This window comes from Thalassospira sp. NFXS8 (genome assembly GCF_040148805.1).
Lineage (GTDB): Bacteria > Pseudomonadota > Alphaproteobacteria > Rhodospirillales > Thalassospiraceae > Thalassospira.
Genome location: NZ_JAGEMF010000003.1, coordinates 152,293 through 173,418 on the forward strand (window position 1 = coordinate 152,293; position 21,126 = coordinate 173,418).

General features: G+C 51.8%; 16 protein-coding genes. 9 read left to right on the forward strand and 7 right to left on the reverse strand.

All coding sequences use genetic code 11. The features are described from left to right. Position 1: 1 nt before the first annotated feature. Genes narI through J4E05_RS17125 form a run of 6 tightly spaced genes read right to left on the reverse strand, consistent with a single transcriptional unit; the run spans position 2 to position 9,562 of the window. A complete protein-coding gene (gene narI, locus J4E05_RS17100; protein ID WP_349597969.1) occupies positions 2-742 on the reverse strand; it encodes a respiratory nitrate reductase subunit gamma in 741 nt (246 codons plus the stop codon). Positions 743-753: 11 nt separating this feature from the next. After that, entirely contained in the window at positions 754-1,461 is a 708-nt protein-coding gene (gene narJ / locus J4E05_RS17105) for a nitrate reductase molybdenum cofactor assembly chaperone (protein WP_349597971.1), read from the reverse strand. Then, positions 1,461-2,987, reverse strand: coding sequence for a nitrate reductase subunit beta (gene narH, locus J4E05_RS17110; RefSeq protein ID WP_349597973.1), 1,527 nt, complete (start codon positions 2,985-2,987; stop codon positions 1,461-1,463). Before narH ends, narJ begins: the two co-directional genes overlap by 1 nt. Further along, positions 2,984-6,721: a nitrate reductase subunit alpha gene (locus J4E05_RS17115; RefSeq protein WP_349597975.1), complete on the reverse strand. Its 3,738-nt coding sequence runs from the start codon at positions 6,719-6,721 to the stop codon at positions 2,984-2,986. The genes narH and J4E05_RS17115 overlap by 4 nt, the downstream gene beginning before the upstream one ends. Before the next feature lie 60 nt (positions 6,722-6,781). Beyond that, positions 6,782-8,167 (reverse strand): NarK family nitrate/nitrite MFS transporter, encoded by a 1,386-nt coding sequence (locus J4E05_RS17120; protein ID WP_349597977.1) that lies wholly within the window; start codon positions 8,165-8,167, stop codon positions 6,782-6,784. Positions 8,168-8,179: 12 nt separating this feature from the next. Continuing rightward, a complete protein-coding gene (locus J4E05_RS17125) occupies positions 8,180-9,562 on the reverse strand; it encodes an MFS transporter (RefSeq protein ID WP_349597979.1) in 1,383 nt (460 codons plus the stop codon). A 211-nt stretch (positions 9,563-9,773) separates the two neighbouring features. Here J4E05_RS17125 and J4E05_RS17130 point away from each other — a divergent pair, with 211 nt between their 5' ends. From J4E05_RS17130 to ric, 9 genes are all read left to right on the forward strand, one after another. Beyond that, entirely contained in the window at positions 9,774-10,523 is a 750-nt protein-coding gene (locus J4E05_RS17130) for a helix-turn-helix domain-containing protein (protein ID WP_349597981.1), read from the forward strand. A 234-nt stretch (positions 10,524-10,757) separates the two neighbouring features. After that, positions 10,758-13,034 carry a 4Fe-4S binding protein gene (locus J4E05_RS17135; protein WP_349597983.1) on the forward strand — a complete coding sequence of 759 codons (2,277 nt, stop codon included), beginning with the start codon at positions 10,758-10,760 and terminating at the stop codon, positions 13,032-13,034. Positions 13,035-13,057: 23 nt separating this feature from the next. Further along, positions 13,058-14,986, forward strand: a complete 1,929-nt coding sequence (gene nosZ, locus J4E05_RS17140) for a TAT-dependent nitrous-oxide reductase (RefSeq protein ID WP_349597985.1) — start codon at positions 13,058-13,060, stop codon at positions 14,984-14,986. 12 nt (positions 14,987-14,998) lie between these two features. After that, the gene (locus tag J4E05_RS17145) at positions 14,999-16,297 is read left to right on the forward strand and encodes a nitrous oxide reductase family maturation protein NosD (RefSeq protein WP_349597987.1); all 1,299 of its coding nucleotides are present in this window, start codon (positions 14,999-15,001) and stop codon (positions 16,295-16,297) included. Then, a complete protein-coding gene (locus J4E05_RS17150; protein ID WP_349597989.1) occupies positions 16,287-17,216 on the forward strand; it encodes an ABC transporter ATP-binding protein in 930 nt (309 codons plus the stop codon). The genes J4E05_RS17145 and J4E05_RS17150 overlap by 11 nt, the downstream gene beginning before the upstream one ends. Next, entirely contained in the window at positions 17,213-18,037 is an 825-nt protein-coding gene (locus J4E05_RS17155) for an ABC transporter permease subunit (RefSeq protein ID WP_349597991.1), read from the forward strand. The genes J4E05_RS17150 and J4E05_RS17155 overlap by 4 nt, the downstream gene beginning before the upstream one ends. Beyond that, positions 18,034-18,549: a nitrous oxide reductase accessory protein NosL gene (locus J4E05_RS17160; RefSeq protein ID WP_349597994.1), complete on the forward strand. Its 516-nt coding sequence runs from the start codon at positions 18,034-18,036 to the stop codon at positions 18,547-18,549. Before J4E05_RS17155 ends, J4E05_RS17160 begins: the two co-directional genes overlap by 4 nt. Then, a complete protein-coding gene (locus tag J4E05_RS17165; RefSeq protein ID WP_349597997.1) occupies positions 18,546-19,553 on the forward strand; it encodes an FAD:protein FMN transferase in 1,008 nt (335 codons plus the stop codon). The genes J4E05_RS17160 and J4E05_RS17165 overlap by 4 nt, the downstream gene beginning before the upstream one ends. Before the next feature lie 167 nt (positions 19,554-19,720). Further along, positions 19,721-20,404, forward strand: a complete 684-nt coding sequence (gene ric, locus J4E05_RS17170; protein WP_349597999.1) for an iron-sulfur cluster repair di-iron protein — start codon at positions 19,721-19,723, stop codon at positions 20,402-20,404. Positions 20,405-20,709: 305 nt separating this feature from the next. On the opposite strand, the gene J4E05_RS17175 is transcribed toward ric, so the two are convergent. Next, positions 20,710-21,120, reverse strand: a complete 411-nt coding sequence (locus tag J4E05_RS17175; protein ID WP_349598002.1) for a MarR family winged helix-turn-helix transcriptional regulator — start codon at positions 21,118-21,120, stop codon at positions 20,710-20,712. Positions 21,121-21,126 lie beyond the last annotated feature (6 nt).

Sequence of the window (21,126 nt, forward strand, 5' to 3'; positions counted from 1 at the left end):
ATTACTCCGCCGGTTTGCTCAGGTTGGAACGTGCCGTCACAGCCGCTTTGCGCGGGGGCAGCGGGGACTGCCGACGTGACCGCACCACTTGATAGCCGGGGCGAAACAAGAACCTGATTGGGACCGACAACATGTGAACCAGTCGGGTAAAGGGGAACAAAACAAATATCGTTAGCCCCAGCACCAGATGAATTTTAAAGATCCATGCGACATCGGCGATATAGCTGGCTGCGTTTGATTGAAGGGTGAAAATGCCCTGTGCCCACGCCATGAACTTGGTCATTTCATGACCGTCCAGATGTTGTAGCGACACAAAAATAGTGCTGACACCCAATACAAGTTGTACCAGCAAAACAATGAGAATGCCGGTGTCGGCAAAACTTGACGTTGCACGAATGCGCGGGTCGGTCAGGCGACGATGTAGCAGCATCGCTCCGCCCGTTAGCGCCATAATTCCGGCAATGCCGCCTGCGACGATGGCCAGGGTTTGTTTTGCGCCATGGCTGATACCCAGGGCGTCAAACAGGGCAATGGGGGTAAGCAAACCAACAAAATGGCCGGCAAAAATCGTTAGAACACCGACGTGAAACAAGATCGATCCGGCAATCAGTTGTTTGCGGCGTAATAGCTGGCTGGACGATGACTTCCATGTGAAAGGATCACGTTCATACCGCGCAATGGAACCCACAACCAGAACGGTTAAGGCGATGTAGGGATAAACACCAAAAAGAAAATTATGCATTGTGTTTTCCTTTATTTAAAACCGGCTGTTGCGGCCTGTGGCGAAGTGCGATCATCCATACGGTTCAATATGTCGCGAACCTGGGGACAATCTCCGTTGGGGTCGGGTCCAAAAACGATTTCGCTTTCTTCCCAAACGGCATCCAGGGCGGCGAGATCGTCGGGGTCGTCTTCGGGGATTGCCAAAAGTTCGGCAAGCGCGGTTTTGTCGGTGTCGCCCAGTGCCAATTCGTTAAGGGCCGCAAAAACCGCGGCATAGCTGCTGTCGCGGCGAGAAAGCCGATCACGCAGGGCGTCAATAATATGGGCCGCATCGGCAAGGGTTTCGCGGCCCTCGGTCAGGGGGCGGGTTGCCAGAAATTCCAGCAATACCGGTAAATGATCGGGCAGTTCGGTGGTGGCCGGTTCAAACCCGGCCGCGCGGTAGGTTTCTAACAAATCAACCATTGCCCCCCCGCGATCACGGCTTTCGCCGTGAACATGCTCGAACAGGTTAAGCGACAGGGTGCGGGAACGATCAAACAGGGTTACGAAACGTTCTTGCAGATCATAAATGTCGTTTGTCGCCAGTTCGGTTAATAAAGGGGTGATCTGTGCGATTGTCGTAGACGAGAGAAGTGCCTCGTTGTGCAAAACAGTTGGAATTTCCGCGCACGCTTCCTGAAGTTCCTGACCGGGATAGGTTAACAATGCCGAAAGGGCCTTGAATGTCATGATCATCAGAATGCCTCCGAGGGAAGGGTCATTGTTTTCTTTTTGCCGCCACCAAACAGCGACACCTGGCTGATACCACCCGAGCAGCCATTGCCATCGGTAAAGCCGCAGCCGCCACGCAGGTCATAGGCTTCTTCAACGACTTCGCGATGTGTGGTGGGAATGACAAACCTGTCTTCGTAGTTTGCCAAAGCCATGATTTTGTACATGTCTTCGATCATTGCCGGGCTAAGACCGACACGATCAGCAACGCCGGTATTAATAACGCCATCAATGGTTTTGGACCGCATATAGGTTCGCATTGCCAGCATACGTTCAAGGGCGGAAATAACCGGTGTTTCGTCACCAGCAGTGAGCATATTGGCAAGGTAGCGTACCGGAATGCGCAGGCTGCGAACGTCGGGCATTTCGCCGTCATGGCCAATTTGGCCTGCTTCGGCGGCATTTTGAATGGGGGATAGTGGCGGAATATACCAAACCATCGGCAAGGTCCGGTATTCAGGATGAAGCGGGAAAGCAACTTTCCAGTCCATCGCCATTTTCCAGACGGGCGAGTTTTTGGCTGATTCTACCCATGCAGGCGGAATGCCATCGGCAATGGCCTGTTTTTGTATTTCGGGGTCATTCGGATCGAGAAAAATATCAAGCTGGGCCTGATACAGATCTTTTTCGTCTTCCATGTTTGCCGCGGTTTCAATGGCATCAGCATCATAAAGCATGACCCCGAGATAGCGGATACGACCGACACAGGTTTCCGAGCAAACAGTTGGATTGCCGCTTTCAATGCGTGGATAGCAAAAGGTGCATTTTTCCGATTTGCCGGTCGACCAGTTATAATAGACCTTTTTATAGGGGCACCCCGAAACGCACATGCGCCAACCCCGGCATTTTTCCTGATCAATCAGGACAATGCCGTCTTCTTCGCGTTTATAAATTGCGCCAGACGGGCACGACGCGGCACAGGCTGGATTAAGGCAATGTTCGCACAATCGGGGCAAGTACATCATGAAGGTATTTTCGTATTGCCCGTAGATTTCCTTTTGAATGCCTTCAAAATTGTAATCCTGTGACCGTTTGGAAAACTCGCCGCCCAGGATTTCTTCCCAGTTGGGGCCGGCTGTAATTTTTTCCATCCGTTCGCCGGTGATCTTTGACCGTGGGCGTGCTGTCGGAAATGCTTGCATTTCCGGAGCGGATTTTAAATGGTCGTAGTCGAAATCAAACGGTTCGTAATAATCGTCAATTTCGGGCAGGGACGGGTTGGCGAAAATATTGGCAAGGATGCGCCATTTTGCCCCCTGTTTGGGCTGAAGTTTGCCCGATTTGGTGCGTTCCCAGCCCCCTTTCCAGCGTTTCTGGTTTTCCCAGTCATGCGGGTAGCCCATGCCGGGTTTGGTTTCGACATTGTTAAACCAGGCGTATTCAACACCGTCACGGCTGGTCCATACGTTTTTACACGTGACCGAGCAAGTGTGGCAGCCGATACATTTATCAAGGTTCAGCACCATGCCGATTTGTGCGCGAATTCTCATTGTGCTGCCTCCTCGATGGCGGCGGGCTGGTCGAGCCAGTCCACACGGTTCATTTTGCGAACGATGACAAATTCGTCGCGGTTGGAACCAACGGTGCCGTAATAGTTAAAACCGTAACTTTGATGGGCATAGCCGCCGATCATATGGGTGGGTTTAAGGGTTGTGCGGGTCACTGAATTATGAATGCCGCCACGTTTGCCGGTTTTTTCCGAACCCGGTGTGTTCACAATTTTTTCTTGCGCGTGATACATGAACAACGTGCCGTCCTTGATGCGCTGTGACACCACGGCGCGTGCTGTAAGTGCGCCATTCACATTGTAAACTTCCACCCAGTCGTTATCGACAATACCCGCCGTTTTTGCATCGGTTTCACTGATCCATACGACCGGACCGCCGCGATTGAGGGTCAGCATCAAAAGGTTGTCGGAATAGGTGGAATGGATGCCCCATTTCTGGTGTGGGGTAATAAAGTTTAACACCACATGGGGTTGGCCATCACGCGCGTCGGAATTAACTTCCTGCGTTATGGTTTTAAGATCGACCGGAGGCCGATAACAGCACAAGCCCTCGCCAAAGGCACGCATCCACAAGTGATCCTGATAAAGCTGCTGACGACCTGTCAGGGTCCGCCACGGGATCAGTTCATGAACATTGGTGTATCCGGCGTTATAGCAAACTTCCTCACTTTCGATGCCAGACCATGTCGGCGATGAGATGATTTTGCGCGGCTGGGCGGCAATATCGCGGAAGCGTATTTTTTCGTCTTCCTTGGATCGCGCCAGATGGGTGTGATCACGCCCGGTAAACTTGCCCAGCGCTTCCCAGGCCTTGATCGCAACTTCGCCGTTCGTTTCCGGGGCCAGCATCAGGATGACTTCGGTGGCGTCAATATCGGTGATGATTTTGGCGCAACCTTTGGCCGGGCCTTCTGTCCATTCGCCGTTAAGGTCCCGTAGATGCTGTATTTCGGGTTTGGTTGGCCACGAAATGCCTTTGCCGCCGTTACCCATTTTGTCAAGTAACGGGCCGACAGCGACAAACTGGTCGTAAAGGGCCGGATAATTGCGTTCCACGGTAATATAGTTAGGCGCGGTCTTGCCTGGAATAAGGTCGCATTCGCCTTTTTTCCAGTCGCGCACCTGGTCTTGTGCAATTTCTGCCGGGGTATCATGCAGGATCGGCAAAGCAACGACATCGGTTTCAACCCCGAGAATTTGCGGGGCAACCTCGGAAAACTTTTTAGCAATGGATTTAAAAATTTCCCAGTCGGATTTGGACTCATAGGCCGGGTCAACTGCCGCCTGAAGCGGATGGATAAACGGATGCATATCCGATGTATTCAGGTCATTCTTTTCGTACCAACTTGCCGTTGGCAGGACGATATCGGAATAAACCGCCGTGGTAGACATGCGAAAATCAATGCAGACCAGAAGGTCAAGTTTGCCTTCCGGGGCTTTGTCGTGCCAAACGGCTTCTTTGGTTTCGACGCTGCCTTCCTGGCCCAGGTCTTTGCCCAGAACACCGTGATCGGTGCCCAAAAGGTGCTTAAGGAAATATTCGTGCCCTTTGCCGGAAGACCCCAAAAGGTTCGAACGCCAGACAAACAGGTTGCGCGGCCAGTTTTCAGGTGCGTCAGGATCTTCGCAAGACATTTGCAAATCACCCGATTTCAGATTCTGGACGATGTAGTCCTTAACGTCCAAACCTGTGGCTTTTGCTGATTTTGCAACATCAAGCGGATTGGTGCGCAATTGCGGGGCTGAAGGCAGCCAGCCCATGCGTTCGGCCCGGATGTTATAGTCAATCAGGCTGACATCCCAATCACCTGCAGGGGCTGTGGGGGACAGGATTTTATCGGCCTTAAGGGTTTCATAACGCCACTGGTCGGTATGGGCATACCAGGCGGATGTCGCATTCATATGACGCGGTGGGCGGGACCAGTCCAGGCCAAAGGCCAGCGGTTGCCAGCCGGTTTGCGGGCGCAGTTTTTCCTGGCCGACATAGTGGCTCCAGCCGCCGCCAGATTGCCCGACGCAGCCGCACATCACCAGCATGTTGATGATGCCGCGATAGTTCATGTCCATGTGGTACCAGTGGTTCAGCCCGGCCCCTAGAATGACCATCGATTTGCCACGGGTTTTTTCCGCATTCAGGGCAAATTCGCGGGCGACCATGGTAATTTTTGCGGCTGGAACGCCGGTGATCTTTTCGGCCCATGCCGGGGTATAGGGCACATCGTCATCATAGCTTTTGGCAACCCATGCGCCGCCCAGCCCGCGATCAAGGCCATAATTGGCGCAAAACAGATCAAATACTGTGGTGACTTTTGCCGTGCCATCGGCAAGCTCAATGTTTTTGACCGGAATATTACGGGTAAGTATATCGGGATGGTCACATTTGACAAAGGTGTCGCTGGCGGCCCCGCCGAAATAGGGGAAATCAACTGCAACAACCTCGTCATGATCCTGTTCCAGGATCAGAGACATTTTTAGCTCGGTCTTGTTTGTGCCAGCCCGGTCTTCCAGGTTCCAGTTGCCGTCTTCGCCCCAGCGAAAACCAATCGAGCCGTTGGGGGCGACAATGTTGCCCGAAATCTGGTCAAGGGCCAGTGTTTTCCATTCCGGGTTATTGGTGGCGCCGGCCTTGTCTGCCAGGTCATCGGCGCGCAAAAATCGCCCGGCGATTAGTTTGCCGTCTTTTTCTTCCAGGCGGACCAGCATTGGCATATCGCTATAGCGGCGGCAATAATCCTCAAAATAGTCCGCCTGCCGGTCCAGATGAAATTCGCGCAGAATGACATGTCCCATTGCCATCGACAGGGCACTGTCGGTCCCCTGTTTAGGGGCCAGCCATATATCGCCAAATTTGGCGGCTTCGGAATAGTCCGGGCAAATGACGGCTGATTTTGCACCACGATAGCGGGCTTCGGTATAGAAATGGGCATCGGGTGTTCGGGTTTGTGGAACGTTTGAACCCCACAGCAATAAAAAGCCGGCATTATACCAGTCAGCACTTTCAGGAACGTCGGTTTGTTCGCCCCATGTCATCGGGCTGGCAGGTGGCAGGTCGCAATACCAGTCATAAAAGCTCATGCACACGCCGCCAAGCAGCGACAGATAGCGCGAACCCGCAGCATAGGAAACCATCGACATCGCCGGAATGGGCGAAAAGCCAAATACGCGGTCCGGGCCATATTTTTTGGTGGTATAGGCGTTGGCAGCGGCGATGATTTCGGTGGCTTCATCCCATGTGGCACGCACCAGCCCGCCCTTGCCGCGCATTTTAACATAGGATGCGCGCAAGATTGGATCGTTCTGTAAGGCCGTCCAGGCATCGGTGGCATTCATGGTTTGGCGCATTTTGCGCCATGCACGCAAAAGCCTGCTGCGAATAAGGGGATGTTTCACCCGGTTTGCCGAATACAGATACCAGCTATAGCTGGCACCACGTGCACAGCCGCGCGGTTCATGGTTGGGAAGGTCGGGTCGTGTGCGCGGATAATCGGTTTGCTGGGTTTCCCAGGTAACAATGCCGGATTTGACATAGATTTTCCAGGAACACGATCCGGTACAATTTACCCCGTGTGTCGAACGAACAATTTTATCGTGGCGCCAGCGATTACGATAGGTATCTTCCCAATCACGGTTTTCACGTGTGACCTGACCGTGACCATTGGCAAATGTTTCCAGTTCTTTGGACTGAAAAAAGTTCAGTCTGTCGAGCAGATGGCTCATTTTTCTTTCTCTCTCTCCTGAAGGCAGGGGCGTAGCAAGGCGGGACTTGCCAGCGGGGACTTAGCAGGGAACCTTTGCCCCTTTGCGGGCATAGCAAGCCCAGGTAATGACCACGCAAACCGCATAAAAGGCGGCAAACAACCAAAGGGCGGCTTCGGGGCCACCGGTAAGCCCGATTGACGTGCCATAGGCTTTGGGAATGAAGAATGCGCCGTAAGCGGCAATCGCAGAGGTGAAGGCGATAATCGCAGCACTTTCGCGTTCGGCCTGTTTGAGGGTTGCCGCACCGTCAAGCGTGGGCATCAAACGCGGAATTTCCTGGCGCATAATTGACGGGATCATTTGAAAGGTGGACGCATTGCCAACGCCGGTCAGGAAAAACAGCGCCATGAAGCATGTGAAAAAGCCCCAGAAGTCACCCGGCACATTGCCCGAAGGCAGGTAATGCAAAACACCGATGACAGCGGCGATCATTGCGATAAACGTCCACAAGGTGACACGCCCACCGCCAAAGCGATCCGAGATCCAGCCGGTGGCCGCGCGTGACAGAGCCCCGACAAGCGGGCCAAGAAAGGCAAATGCCAAAACATCAACACTGGGGAACTGGGTTTTCATCAGGAGCGGGAAACCGGCGGAATACCCGATGAACGAGCCAAAAGTACCTGTATAAAGGATGCACATGATCCAGTTATGACGGCGTTTGAGGATAACCGACTGTTCCTTGAAGCTGGCTTTGGCGTCGGCAATATCATTCATGCCAAACCAGGCGGCGATAGAACCGATGATCAAAAATGGTACCCAGATAAAACCGGCATTTTGCACCCACAACTGCCCGCCATCAGAAAGCGTTTGCCCGTCGCCGCCCAGTACACCAAACACACTGGTGGTAATTGCCATTGGCACGGCAAATTGCATGACCGATACGCCCAGATTGCCCAATCCGGCATTTAAGGCCAGGGCATTCCCTTTGCTTTTTTTAGGGTAGAAAAAGGCAATATTGGCCATTGATGAGGCAAAATTTCCGCCCCCCAGCCCGCAAAGCAGGGCCAATATCAAAAAGATATAATAGGGTGTATCCGGGGTTTGTACGGCAAAGCCGATGCCAATAGCGGGGAGCAACAGTGATGCGGTTGACAGGGTTGTCCATAAACGGCCACCGAAAATTGGCACCATGAAGCTGTAAAAAATGCGCAGGGTTGCACCAGACAAACCAGGTAAAGCCGCCAGCCAGAATAATTCGCCCGTAGTGTAGTTAAATCCGATGGCGGGCAATTTTGCCACCACCACCGACCAGACCATCCACACAGAAAAGGCCAGCAGCAGGCACGGAATGGAAATCCAGAGATTGCGGGTCGCAACAGAGGCCCCGGTTGTGTCCCAAAACCTGTTATCTTCCGGGCGCCAATCGGTAAGGATATAGCGATTTTGGCGAGTTTGAACATTCATGACAAGTTTCCTTTAGCGTGCAGTTGGCCGACCGGTGGTGTTCACACCAGTGGTGTCAGACATCGTTTTGGCACGCGATGTTGGAGCGCCCAGGGGATGGTCGGGCAAATCGGAAAGGTATCTTTCGTCGGCAAGGGCCGGATGGCGACGGTGTTCCATTTTGCGGATCACGACATGCATCCACACCGTTGAAATTGCGACGATGGCAAATAACAGCATGAAGGGTGCGGTCCAGACCCCGGTTGCATCAAGCAGCATCCCAAAGGCGACGGGCAGGAAAAAACCACCCAATCCGCCAATCATCCCAACCAGGCCACCCACCGCGCCGACATGGTGCGGGTAATAAACCGGTATATGTTTGTAGACGGCGGCTTTACCCAAACTCATGACAAAACCAAGCGCAATGGTAAGGGCGACAAAAACGTGCAGCGATACCCCGAAATTAAACGAGATCGGCTCGTGAATGCCTGAAATGGTATAGGCTGTCGTCGGGTAACTTAGGAAAAACAGGCAGATTAGCGAGACGATGAAGGTCAGATACATCACGGCGCGTGCGCCCCATTTGTCTGACATCCAGCCTCCCAACGCCCGGAAGATTGACCCCGGCAAGGAATAAAGACCGGCAAATACACCCGCTGTTGTCAGCTCAAGGCCATATGCCCCGACATAATAGCGTGGCAGAAACGATGCCAGCGCCACAAAGCCGCCGAAAACGAAGAAGTAATAGATTGAAAAACGCCACACCTGCATGTTCTTTAGAGGGGCGAGTTGCGCACTGGTCGATACTGGACCTTCACCGGAACGCTTGCGTTCCAGATGTACCGGGTCTGTTTTGGCAAACACGAAAAAAAGCACCGCGATGATTGCCAGTACGATGGCATATACCTTGGCCGTACCCTGCCAACCCAACGCAACAACAAGAAAGGGGGCGGCAAAATTGGTAACGGCGGCACCGACATTGCCAGCCCCGAAAATGCCAAGCGCCGTTCCCTGGCGATCCTTTTCAAACCAGCGTGATACATAGGCCACGCCAACAATAAAAGACCCGCCCGCCAGACCCAGTCCAAGGGCTGCGAGCAGGAATATCGGATAGCTGTGAACCGAGGTAAGCAACCACACGGCAACTGCGGTTATCAGCATTTGCAGTGGAAAAATAATTCGCCCGCCGAACTGTTCAGTCCAGATGCCGAGAAAAATCCGGCTGATCGACCCGGTCAGCACAGGTGTTGCGACGAGCAGGCCAAACTGTGTATCTGTAAGCCCAAGTTCGCCTTTGATCTTGACACCAATAATGGAGAAAATAGTCCAGACAGCAAAACACGTGGTGAATGCAAAGGTGCTTAACCCCAGGGCTCGCGCCTGATCTGTTCGGGTTACCTTGCTGAGAGCATACATTTTCGTCCCTCTCTTTTCCGTTGGCGCGATATTCGTGCGCCTTTCGGAATGCAGTAATGCGTCAGGGAGAGATCAAAAACTTGATCAGAATCAATAAATCATTTTAGCCGTGTAAAATAATCGTAGACACAAAAGGTGATAATTATAAATATTGATTATTCAGTATTGAAGTAAATATTTATTGCTTACTTGATTGAATAATTTTTTGTTTATGCTTGATAATTATCAAGTGAGAAGAAGGATAAACATCATGCGCCCGTCGGATGTGCCTGATTTGCGTGATCTTGAGTTGTTCCGTGAGATGTCGGAAGAACGATTCGAGGACTTGATGCATGGTGCGTACGTGCAGACTTTTCCACCAATGGTTGATCTGATCACCGAGGGGGATATGAGTGATTTTCTGCATGTCGTTTTGGAAGGCAGGGTGGAATTGTTTGCATCATGGAACGGTCATGAGACCACGATTGCAACGGTAGAACCGATTGCGACCTTTATTCTGGCGGCGACAATTAACGATGCCTCTTATCTTATGTCGGCGCGAACATTGGAAAAATCGCGGTTGATTTTGTTGCCGTCGTCCGATGTGCGGAAGGTCTTTGATGCGGATGGTGCTTTTGCCCGTAGTGTGGTTCGGGAACTTTCGGCACGGTATCGTACAGTAATTAAAAATACCAAAAATTTGAAATTGCGCAGTTCTTTGGAAAGGTTGGCAAATTATTTGCTGCATCAATATGAGATTGAAGGATGCAATGCCGAGTTTGATCTGCCGATCGAAAAACGCAAGATAGCTTCTTTTTTAGGGATGACCCCTGAAAACCTGTCGCGGGCTATTCGTGGGCTCCGGCCCTATGGCGTTGAAATTGACGCCCAGCATATAAAAATTGCCGATTTTGACGCGCTGCAGAATTTGGCAAAGCCCAGCCCGCTAATTGATGAATCTGACGTGCCGTTAACGGAATAGGGCTGCTGCAAGGGCAGCCTGGCTAATAAAGGGACCATTCACCCCTTGTTCTGATGACGTAATTCTATGGCATGATTTTCATTAAGTTATTGTTTCAAATTATCTTTTAGATCAATTCCAGCTCGCGTACAGAAAATGACCAAAGTCAAGTGAGGGTCGCGCTCAAAGGGATAGGTTCTTCGCACGTTGGTCGCGGTTTTATCTGAAACCGCCCGTACGCGGGGAATTGGGAACGTGCCTGAATATTACCGAACAGTTTGGGGACGAAGGGCGTGTGCCTTTCTGGTGGGGTTGATTTTGGTATTGTGCAGTGTCGGCGCACATGCCGAACGTTTGTCCACTTACCTTCATAAAATCACCCTTACCGACTTTTTCCCTAAAGCAGACAGCGTTGGGGCCATTCAGGATGATGTCCCGGTGGCACCGGTTTTTCAAGGCAGCCGTTTATTGGGTTATTTATTCCTCAATAGCGACTGGGCCAATTCGATTGGGTATTCGGGAAAGCCAATCGATATTGTGCTGGGGATTACCGCTGACGGTGTTCTTGCCGGTGGCCGTCTGGTCGCGCATAAGGAACCGATTGTTCTGGTCGGAATTCCTGAAAGTAAAATCACCCACTATATTGATAACTATAAGGGTTTCGACGTGGCAGGATATGCCAAAAGCGGAACTCAGGATGCGTTGCCTTCCGATATTGTAAGCGGTGCAACGGTTACCATTATGGTGATTGACGATTCAATGCGCCGGTCCGCGATCAAGGTTGCCCGGGCTTTGCAATTGGGTGGTTTGCGTATTTCGGGGCTTGTTGCTGATCAATATGCCGTTGATACAACCCAAAGCATCATCGTTGACTGGCAAACTTTGTTGGGTGACGGGTCTGTACGGCGGCTTAACGTCACACGCGATGACATAAATCAGGCGTTTGAAAGTAATGCCGATCCCCGGGCCGTCAGCAAGGCGCTGCCACCTCCGGGCGATACAACGTTTATTGATCTTTATGCAGCACTGGTCTCTATCCCGACGATTGGACGCAGCCTTCTGGGCGATGCTGAATATTCAAACCTGCAAAAAATGTTGAAACCGGACCAGCAAGCAATCCTGATTGCGGCAAACGGCGAATACTCGTTTAAGGGTTCCGGCTATGTTCGGGGCGGTGTGTTTGATCGTATTCAGGTTAATCAAGGGGATAGCAGTATCCGGTTTCGGGACCGCCATCATAAACGGCTGGGTGATATTGCCGCGGCGGGGGCCCCAAAATTTAGCGAAGTTTCCCTGTTTGTTGTTCCGCGCGATGTCAAACTCGATCCGGCGGCACCGTGGCATTTGCAATTATTGGTGCAGCGCCAATTGGGTGCACTGGATAAAATCTTCACGATTGTCGGGCTTGATTATACACCACCAGTCAAATATCTGCGCAAGATCTCCAAACCCGAGCCTGTTTCCGCGCCGATGGCGACATCGGCACCAAATGGAAACACCGTAATCGCGGATGACGACGATGGCCGTGACGCGCTATGGGTTCGGGTTTGGAAAGGACGTGTTGTTGATATAGCGGTGCTGATTACAGCGATGCTGCTGTTAACCGGGCTGTTCTTTTTCCAGGACTGGTTCGTTCGCCGTCGCAAACTAACAGCGCGGATCCGTGTTGGCTTCCTGTTGTTTACTGTTACCTGGATTGGGTATTACGCCCACGCCCAACTGTCTGTCATCAATGTGTTAACGGTGGCAACATCGTTTGGTTCCGGTTTCGATTGGGGCTATTTCCTGATGGACCCGATAATCTTCATTTTGTGGTTTGCGGTTGCGGCGGCGATGATTTTTTGGGGACGTGGGGCTTATTGTGGCTGGCTGTGTCCGTTTGGCGCATTGCAGGAATTACTGAACAAACTTGCGAAAGCAGTGCGTATTCCGCAACTGACCATACCGTTTTCTGTTCATCAACGATTGTGGCCGCTTAAATACATCGCGTTCCTGGTGTTGTTTGGCGTGGCGTTTCATGCCTTTGACCAGGCCGAGCGTATTGCCGAAATCGAACCGTTTAAAACCGCGATTATTTTGTCCTTTGTCCGCGATTGGCCATTTGTTCTTTACGCCGTCATCTTGCTGGTGATCGGGCTTTTTGTTGAACGGTTTTATTGCCGCTATCTTTGCCCGTTGGGGGCCGCATTGGCCATTCCGGCGCGTTTACGGGTAAATGACTGGCTTAAACGCTATCGCGATTGCGGGTCGCCCTGTCAGCGGTGTTCGGTCGAATGCATGGTTCAGGCCATTCACCCTGACGGGCATATTGACCCCAATGAATGCCTCTATTGCCTGCATTGCCAGGAACTTTATTACGACGAACATGATTGCCCGGTGGTCATAAAACAAATGGCCCGGATTGAACGTCGTCTGGCTTTGCAAACCAAACCTCCAGCTTCTCCCATTCAGAATAATCCTGCCACGGGTGTTTCCGGTGTCGGGGGGAAAGCTGGGCCTGATTCCGATCCGAATGCCGGGAACGGCACATAACCTGCACCTTCAGGAGCATTATTATGTCTAATCACGACGAGAACATGAAATTAACACGTCGAAGCCTGTTGGGAGGCACTGCAAAAGTCGCCGGACTGGCTGGTCTTGCAACGGCCACCGGTGCTGCTGGTATCGCGGGAAGTTCGGTGCTGTTGGGTAACAGCCGTTCTGCAAAAGCCGCATCTGCACATGACTCTGCCACGGTCGCGCCAGGCGACCTTGATGAATATTACGGCTTTTGGAGCAGCGGCCAGGCGGGTGAAGTGCGTATTATGGGCGTGCCATCAATGCGTGAATTAATGCGCATTCCCGTTTTTAACCGGTGCAGTGCCACAGGTTGGGGGCAAACCAACGAAAGCCGGAAGATATTAACCGAAGGTTTGACCGAAGATACGAAGAAATTTCTGGCGGATAAAGGCGGGGTCTGGGTGAATGGCGATTTGCACCACCCGCATATGTCCTTTACCGATGGCACCTATGACGGACGTTATTTGTTTGTAAATGACAAAGCCAACACCCGGGTTGGGCGTATTCGTTGCGATGTAATGAAATGCGATAAAATTACCGAAATCCCCAATGCGTCGGACATTCACGGTTTGCGGCCACAGAAATACCCGCGTACCGGTTATGTGTTTGCCAATGGCGAGCATCGTGTGCCGATGCCCAATGACGGTTCCATTCTCGACGAACCGAAAAAATACCATGCTATTTTTACGGCCATTGATGGCGACAGCATGGAAGTGGCGTGGCAAGTGATCGTCGACGGTAATCTGGATAACTGCGATGCCGATTATCAGGGCAAATACGCGATTTCGACTTGCTATAACTCGGAAGAAGGCACGACCCTGGCCGAGATGACGTCAAGCGAGCAGGATTGGGCTGTTATTTTCTCGATTGAACGTATTGAACAGGCCGTTCGTGACGGCAAGTTCAAGGTTATGAATGGCGTTAAGGTGCTTGATGGTCGCCATGGGTCGCCCCTGACGCGTTATGTGCCGGTATCGAACAGCCCGCATGGTTGTAATACGGCACCGGATGGCCGCCATGTTGTGATTAATGGTAAACTGTCGCCGACAGTTACGGTTCTGGATGTCACCCTGTTTGAAGATTGCTTTAACGATAAAATCAAACCGCGCGGTGTGGTTGTTGCCGAACCGGAATTGGGCCTTGGTCCGCTACACACAGCTTTCGACGGCCAGGGAAATGCCTTTACCACCCTGTTTATCGATAGCCAGATTTGCAAGTGGAACATTGATAAAGCCCTGCGGAAGTTCAAGGGCGAAGACGTTGATCCGATCCTGAACAAGGTCGATGTCGAATATCAACCGGGCCATAACCATACCTCGATGGGGGAAACCAAGGAAGCCGATGGCAAGTGGCTGGTCAGCCTTAACAAGTTTTCCAAAGACCGGTTTATCAATGTTGGTCCGTTAAAACCGGAAAATGATCAGTTGATGGATATTACCGGGGATACTCCGGTGATTGTTCACGATGGCCCAACCTTTGCCGAACCGCACGATTGTATCATCGTTAAACGTTCAATCGTGAATCCGCTTCGGGTTTGGGATCGTAATGATCCAACCTGGGATGATGCGCGCGCATGGGCGAAAAAGGATGGTATTGATCTTGAAAGTGCCGAGGATGTTATCCGCGATGGTAACAAGGTGCGCGTCTACATGTATTCCAGCGCGCCGATGTATAGCCTGGAAAAATTCGAGGTTAATCAGGGCGACGAAGTTACCGTTTTCATCACCAATATTGATGACGTTGATGACCTGACACATGGTTTCACCATTGCAAATTATGGCATTGCGATGGAGGTGGCACCACAAGCGACTGCTTCTGTCACCTTTAAGGCCGATCGTCCGGGCGTTCACTGGTTCTATTGCCAGTGGTTCTGTCATGCGCTGCACATGGAAATGCGCGGTCGTATGCTGGTTAAACCGGCCTAACAGGGGAAACTGATGTTACTGGTTTCGCGATGGACTTTTTGGGTGAAGGTGGTCTGTCTTGCGAGCATCCTGCTTTTTCAGGTTCCTGTTTCGGGGCGGGCGGTGGAAATCACCGTCCCGGCTGCGCCCGGGGCGTTTGAAAAGGCATTGATGGATGCAAAAGATGGCGATCACTTGATACTTGCGCCAGGGGTTCATCGCGGGCCAGTGATCATTTCGCATTCTATTGACCTGACAGGCTTTGCCGGTGCGGTGATAGAGGGGGCCGGCACAGGTAACGCAATTACAGTTGATGCACCGGATGTGCGGATACACGGACTTACGGTTACGGGTTCCGGTTTGACGTTATCGACCCAGGATTCCGGTATTTTTGTAACCGAAAACGGGGATCGCGCCCGGATTGAGGATAACCGGATCCTTGATAACCTGATTGGTGTTTATTTGTCGGGGCCGGAAAATGCGGTGGTCATGAATAACGATATTGTTGGCCGTCGTGATTTGCGTGTCAACGAACGGGGTAATGGCGTGCAGTTATGGAATACGCCGGGTTCAAAGATCGTTGGCAATCGTGTCTCGCAAGGGCGCGATGGCATCTTTGTCACGACCAGTAAAAAAAATCTGTTTGCCGATAACGTCTTTCGCGACGTTCGTTTTGCGGTGCATTACATGTACACCAACGATAGTGAAATTCGCGGTAACCGTTCTTATGGTAACACCGTTGGATATGCGTTGATGTATTCCGACCATTTGCGGGTGTTTGACAATCTTTCCCGCGGAGATCGCGACCACGGCATTATGATGAATTACGCCAATTCGTCGGTCTTTAAGGGAAATGCCGTTGAAGATGGCGGCACCAAATGCGTTTTTATCTACAACTCCAATAAAAACAGGTTCGAAGATAACCTGTTTCGCAATTGCCAGATCGGTATTCATTTTACGGCCGGGTCTGAACGGAACGCAATTGTTGGCAATGCGTTTGTCGGCAACCGTACCCAGGTCAAATATGTCGGGACGCGATGGCTGGAATGGTCGGAAAATGGCCGTGGCAATTACTGGAGCGACAATGTTGCCTTTGACCTTAATGGTGATGGCATTGCCGACCAGCCTTATCGGCCCAACGATGTTATTGACCAGGTGATCTGGGCATATCCGGCGGCCAAGCTTCTTATTAATTCGCCAGCCCTTCAAATTCTTAAATGGGCGCAATCGCGGTTTCCTGCCTTGCATCCCGGCGGCGTAGTAGACAGCGCACCTTTAATGGCACCGCCAGCCGTGAACATAACCCGGAAAGAGACCCGCCATGCCGGTTGAAAATGCCGTTGAAATACAGGGTGTCACCAAAATTTTTGCCACCCAGCACGCCCTTCAGAACCTTACTTTGTCGGTTGGTGCGGGTGAAAGCCTGGCATTGCTTGGCCATAATGGTGCGGGCAAAACGACGTTGATGAAACTGATACTTGGTTTGTTGCGGCCCGATGCTGGCCAGGTTCGTATTCTTGGGGTTGATCCGGTTGGAAAAGGGGCCGATACGGCCCGCCGTTTTCTGGGGTATTTGCCCGAAAATATCGCTTTCTATCCGTCTTTAACCGGGGCGGAAACGCTGGCTTTTTATGCACGTCTTAAACATCACCCGGTCAGCGATTGCGCGCGTATTCTTGACCGTGTTGGCCTGGCCGGGGCGGCGGGCAAACGGGTTGGAGCTTATTCCAAAGGCATGCGACAGCGTCTTGGTTTGGCGCAAACCCTGATCGGCAGTCCCAAAGTCATGCTGCTTGATGAACCGACAACCGGCCTTGACCCGGAATTGCGCAACGGATTTTACGAAATCGTGCGTCATCTGGAAGAAGAGGGGGTGAGCGTTATTCTATCGTCTCATGCTTTGACCGAACTGGAAGCGCACACCCGTAAAATTGCGATTTTACGCAATGGTGTATTGATCGCAGCAGGAACCTTGCCCGAACTGAGAGAGCGCGCCAATTTGCCAATCCATGTCAGGCTTCGGACGGAAGGCACCGGTGCCAGCGATAACATTATGTCGCAATTACCCGATGGCATAACCCCAAAGCGTTTTAACGGCCACGCGATTGAGCTTACCTTACCCGCGATACGCAAAATGGAAATTCTTCGTCATCTTACCAGCACGTCAGACGGTATCGCCGATCTCGAGGTTTGCTTGCCGTCTCTGGGGGATTTGTATTTGTATTTTCAAAACCAGAGTGTCCCGTCATGAGATCGATTTTGATCATCGCAATCAAGGAATTTCGTGACGGTATACGTAATCGCTGGTTTCTTGGCGCGGCGGGTGCCCTCACATTATTTGCACTTGGGTTAACATTTTTGGGCAGCGCGCCTTCCGGGTCGGTGGGCGTGGACCGGTTGGCCGTAACAATTGTTAGTCAGGCCAGCCTGTCGGTGTTTCTGTTGCCGCTGATGGCTTTGCTATTGTCCTATGATGCCCTTGTGGGCGAGGTTGAACGTGGCACGATGGCCTTGCTGCTGACGTATCCTGTTGCGCGGTGGCAGGTGGTGATTGGCAAGTTTCTGGGGCAAACCGTCGGTCTTGGTTGTGCAACGGCGATCAGTTTCGGGGTGGCGGCGGGGTGTCTTGTCTGGCTGGCACCGCAAAGTACCAACTGGTTTGGCTACCTGGTGCTGGTGGGAACATCGATTATGCTGGGCGGCATTTTTGTTGCCATTGGGTTACTGATCAGTGCTTTCCCCCGTCAGCGGGCGGCAGCAGCGGCTTTTGCCTTTATTGTCTGGTTGCTGCTGGTGGTGATGTACGACATGGCGTTATTGGGATGGCTGGTTGCTGATGGCGGGCAATCCATCGGGGCGTGGTTGTTTAATTTCTTTTTGGTTCTTAATCCGGCGGATGCGTTTCGTATGACAAACCTGGCAGGCATTGAAGATGTTCGCGCTGCCGCCGGGTTACTCGGTACCGAAATGACAGGGCCTGTTGCGGGCATTACGCCATTGATTTCAATGGTATTGTGGATGGTTGTGCCGTTGCTGCTATCGGTTATGGTTTTCCGCAGGAAACAGATATGAACAAACTTTTTTCAGCTATTTTCCTGTCGCTGGCCGCACTTGCCGCATGCAAGCCTGAAAGCGCGGCGACAATGCCCGATCCGGTGGCATTGACACGTGATGTATCGGGATATTTTTGCGGAATGATCGTTTTTGACCATCCCGGCCCGAAGGCGCAAATACATAAGCAGACGGGTGAAAGCCCGTTGTGGTTTCCGTCTGTTCGTGATGCCATCGCCTATACCATGATGCCCGGCGAAGCCATTGATATTGTCGCAATTTATGTAACGGATATGACCGGTTACCGCGACTGGAAAAACCCGCCCCAACACTGGATTTTAGCTAAAGACGCCTTTTTCGTAATTGATAGCGACCAGACCAGCGGCATGGGGGTGGGGGAAACGGTTCCGTTTTCCACCCGCAAGGCGGCAAACGATTATGTTGGGGTGCATCACGGTCAGGTCGTTTCCTTTAAGGAAATTCCGCAAAGCTATGTGCTTGGCGGTGGTGATAACCCGGAGGTAAAGTCATGACCGATCTGGCAAAAAGGCGCAGCCTGACTGTATTCGCCAGTGTGCTCGCGGGAAGCTGTCTGCCACGTTTGGCCCGTGCGGGCGCGGTGCGTGATGATCATCCTCGTCGTTGGCGCGGCACCGCGATGGGGGCCGAGGCGACCATTTTTTTCGAAGGGGTGGACGAAAAGACAGCAGATCGCCTGATCGGCCAGATCACGCAGGAGATTGACCGCCTCGAAGGTATTTTTAGCCTGTATAGACCGGAATCAACCTTGTCGCGTCTTAATGCAAAGGGCGTTGTTATCGGCCCCGAACAGGAATTCACTGAACTGCTGGTATTGGCGCAGCATTTTGCAGAAATAACTGGTGGGGCTTTTGATCCCACTGTGCAACCGTTATGGCAAGCGCTTGCTGATTTGTCGGTTAATAAAGTGCGAGACGAGGCCCTGATTGACAGAACGGTTTTGCGCGCATTGGACGATGTTGGATATAAAAACCTGATTGTTTCCGAGGGGCGTGTATCGTTCAATCGACCGGGTATGCAAGCGACATTAAATGGTATTGCCCAAGGCTATATGACCGATCGCATTGCCAACATGTTGTCTGAAAATGGTTTTTGCAATGTGTTGGTGGATTTGGGTGAACATCGCGCTACCGGGCCGCGTATCAGCGGTGATCCGTGGAATGTGCGGATAAAATCGCCTTTTACAGGCTTGCCCGGGCGTGAAGCGATCAATTTATTTGCCGATGCTCTGGCGACATCGGGCGGATACGGGTTTCGTTTTGACTTGCCAGGCAAAAGATCCCATTTGCTGGATCCCCGAACCGGGGCTTCACCGGTAATATGGGATAGTCTGTCGGTAAGGGCAGCCAGTGCAACCGAAGCAGATGCCTTATCAACTGCATTTTCTGTAATGGCACCGGCTGAAATTGCAACCGTGCTGCCTTTAACCCGGGTTTCTTTGGTGCTTGGCTTGCCTGTAGCGAATGAAAAACCGGTTAAGATGTTACAGGCCGGATGATTAACTTTTGACGATAGTCAAGATGCAGGGTCCGTTACGAGGATAAAATCCGCTGGCTTTTTTGGTAAGAAGCATCCGCTTGTTATTCGGATCGAGAGCCATTTTCCTCGACTAAAGACCGAAGGTGGACTTGGCCAGATATACCCTTTTCCCGATGGAGATCCGCAATGTGCGTCGATGCTCAAACTGTATCTGTAGCTTCAGATTTTTTAAACCGACGTGTCGGTGAACTGGCAGCATCTATCCCTGGTGCTACGCGCGTATTTCGTCGGCACAGGATTAATTTTTGCTGTGCCGGAGAACGGGAACTGATCCAGGCCATCGAAAAGCGCGGGCTGGATGCACAAGTGATCGTTGACGAGCTTGTAGCACTTGAAAATGTTGATGATGCGTTGCCTGTTGCTGCGGATACACCAACATTGATCACGTTTATTTTGAACCGCTACCACGATACCCATCGTGCCGAGTTGCAAGAACTGGTTTTGCTGGCACGCAAAGTTGAGCGTGTACATGCCAATGACGAAAACTGCCCGATAGGCCTTTCTGCCATTCTTGAAGAATTGTTGATCGACTTGAACGATCACATGATCAAGGAAGAAACGGTTTTGTTTCCGGTCATGCTAAACGCGGATGCAATGGTGATGGGGCCAATTGCCCAGATGCGGTTCGAGCACGAAAATCATGGCGAATATATTCATAGGCTTGAGGCCGTAACGTCACATCTTTCGCTTCCAGGTGGTGCGTGTAATTCCTGGCGCGCTCTTTATGATGGTGTTGCAAAACTGATCGAGGATCTGGTTGCGCATATCTATATTGAAAACAGGGTTTTGTTCCCGCGTTTTGAACGCTGAAGCCAGTTGATATTTAAAGTTTGTTCCGGTGGTCCTGCGTTGGACCCCGGAGCATTGGCCGATGTGGCGGGACAGCGATGTGTTTTGCCCGTCAGGGCCTAATACCAATCTGCACTGATCGAAATCGGTCCGTGCAACCGTCAATCGACGGGCGGGCTTTTCTGAAACCCTTGCCAATCGCTCTTAGGCCGCGCGGCACAGTCGCGCCTAACAAGTTTTCAATGAGTTTCACTGATAGAAAACTAGTATAAGCATAATTTCATAAACGCCTGATCGCAAAAAGCCGTACGGTCATTTCTGTTTGATTACAGAAAATCTCCTAACAAGGGGCGAATGCGCGTAAGTTCCTCAAGGTGGGCAGCCGAGAGCTCTGCCAAGTCCTGATTTGCGCGCTCGGTAAGTTCAAGGATTACCTGCCGGTTGTCATCGGGGCTGGGTTCGCGTTGCACCAGTCCGGCCTCGACAAGCCGGTTGACCAGTTCAACCGCACTGTGATGGCGGATCAGCAAACGTTTGGCAAGATCACCGATTGTGACCTTGCGGTCCTCTGGAAATCCTTTTATTGCCAGCAAAGCCTGATGCTGGCGCGGGGTAAGACCGATGTTCTTGGCAGCCTTCTGGCTGAAGTCCAGAAAGCAGCGCAAGACATAGCGAAATTCCGCCAATGTCCGATAATCGGCCAAGGTTATATCTTCAGGGCTTTTTTTCGATGTCATTTTTAG